The organism is Capnocytophaga catalasegens, from assembly GCF_026005215.1.
Taxonomy (GTDB): domain Bacteria; phylum Bacteroidota; class Bacteroidia; order Flavobacteriales; family Flavobacteriaceae; genus Capnocytophaga; species Capnocytophaga catalasegens.
Map to the genome: position 1 here is coordinate 1 of NZ_BPMA01000024.1, position 1,906 is coordinate 1,906.

Annotated in this window: 1 protein-coding gene; it reads right to left on the reverse strand. The window is 38.7% G+C overall.

Annotated elements, in window-relative coordinates:
• Positions 1 to 1,786: DUF4091 domain-containing protein (locus tag OO775_RS08350; RefSeq protein ID WP_264846628.1), on the reverse strand; the 1,786-nt coding region annotated here is incomplete at its 3' end.
• Positions 1,787 to 1,906: the final 120 nt, after the last annotated feature.

Below are 1,906 nucleotides of genomic sequence, written 5' to 3' on the forward strand. Positions count from 1 at the left end.
TCAGTATTGTTTTTGCTTTTTTGATGGTTTCTTTTGCTGGATTTTTTGCAAGTGTAGCCTCGTCAAATTCTTGTAATATATTTTCTATTTTTTTGAGTGCTTGGGTATTTCCGTTTTGTTTAAATTCGGATTTAAGTATATGTATTTTCTCATAATTTTGTATTCCTTCAATGAGGCGTTCCATACGGATAGAATTTCTTCCTAATGGATAAATTAAATACGTATCGCCCGCAGCCCAGCTTGTAAAACGGCTGTCTAATAGAGGTTCTATCGTCCAGCTGTTTAAAGCCCAACGCAAATATCCATCCAAGTTTTCTTTGGCAGCAAACCAAGCAAGCCATTCGCTTTCGGCAGGTTCGCTGAATGTAAAGGTGTTCGGAGCAGGTTCTGTGCAACAGGTGTAATAGGTCGAAATTTTACCTTGTTCACGGCGTTTGTTTTTAACCTCGTCGGAGAATTTCATACGTAGTGCCACGCAATAATCGTCTAAATCGGCTTCAATTTCTGGATGCCAATTACCTGCAAACGACACTTTGAAATTTGGGTCTGCTTTCTTAATGATTTTGAAAGTTTCTAACATCACTTCCATTGGGCGTTCGTCCATAGAAATATATGTTTTTTCAAACCATCCTTTAGATTTGAGATGTTTTGCAAACGAAGAAAGCATGGCTCCCCATATGGCTTCGTATTCAGGTTTTCCGGGTTGTGTTTCGATTTGTTGCATTTGATTGGTTGCTTGATCAAAGTACTGAAAAGACAATTTCCAAGGAACCATCGAATAACAATTGATTTGCTTATTGACACCCATTTGGTGCATAAATTCGCCCCATTTGTCGAACACCGAAAAATCAAAATGCCACGAACCGTCGTATTTGCGAAACCATGTAACCATCGAATTGAAGGCGTCATATGTTTGTCCGCCCCACGGCTTGTACATGATTGATGTTGTTATTGATTTTCCACCAGCATTAACGTAGGGTTGAAGTTCTACACGTAGTTTATCAAAATGTTCTTTGCTCCAAGGTGTTACGTTGTGATAACGCGCTACAGCATACGGATTTTGCCACAAATCTAAGTGAAATTTCCAATGGCTTGGAGTAGGTAAGGAGCGGTCTAAAACATTGATTTCTAATGGAAGTTTTTGAACCAATTTTCCGTTGTTTTTCACAGAAATCACTCCTTTGTACGTTCCTGGAAGAATATTTTGTGGTACTTGCACTTTTACCCAAATACCGCGTGAAGTTTGTGCAGGGATTGTCAATTTTTTAGCATATGGGTCGATAGCATCTGCCACGAGCGTAGAATCAAAGTTGGTAGCTATGCGACGTCCGCATCCTCCTTTGCGGTCTTTATTGAGCTCATCAGTCATTACATAACGAACAAAATCGGCAGAAAGATGCTCTTTTTTGAGCATTGATTTTGTTTTAGCATGCTTAAAATCGGAAACATCTACCGAAAGTGTAGCTTCTTTGTCAGCATTGACCACAACAATTTGCCCTGAAATGCGTTCGCCACGCCACGCAGTTAATGTTTCGGTGGGTTTTAAATCGGTTACCGGACTTTCTTTTTTATAGCGAACATCTGTGCTTCCCCAGCCAGCAGCTATTCCTTTGTGGCTTTTCCATTCTTGCGGATTTGCTTTCACAGGATTAGGAAGTTCAATATACATCTCTTTTGGAAAAGGAGCTTGTCCGGTTTGTTGTTTTGAGTGTGTAACTCCTTGTTTTTCTTGTGCTTGTAGCGGGATTATTAAGGTTAATCCCAACAGGAAAAAATATTTTTTCATCACTTCGGTTTTATAAAAAGGACTTTGACAAAGGTACAACTTTTATAAACTACTACCAAATTTAACCTCAATAAGTTTTACACAATGATTATGAATAAAAATTTTTTTGTATATCCGTAA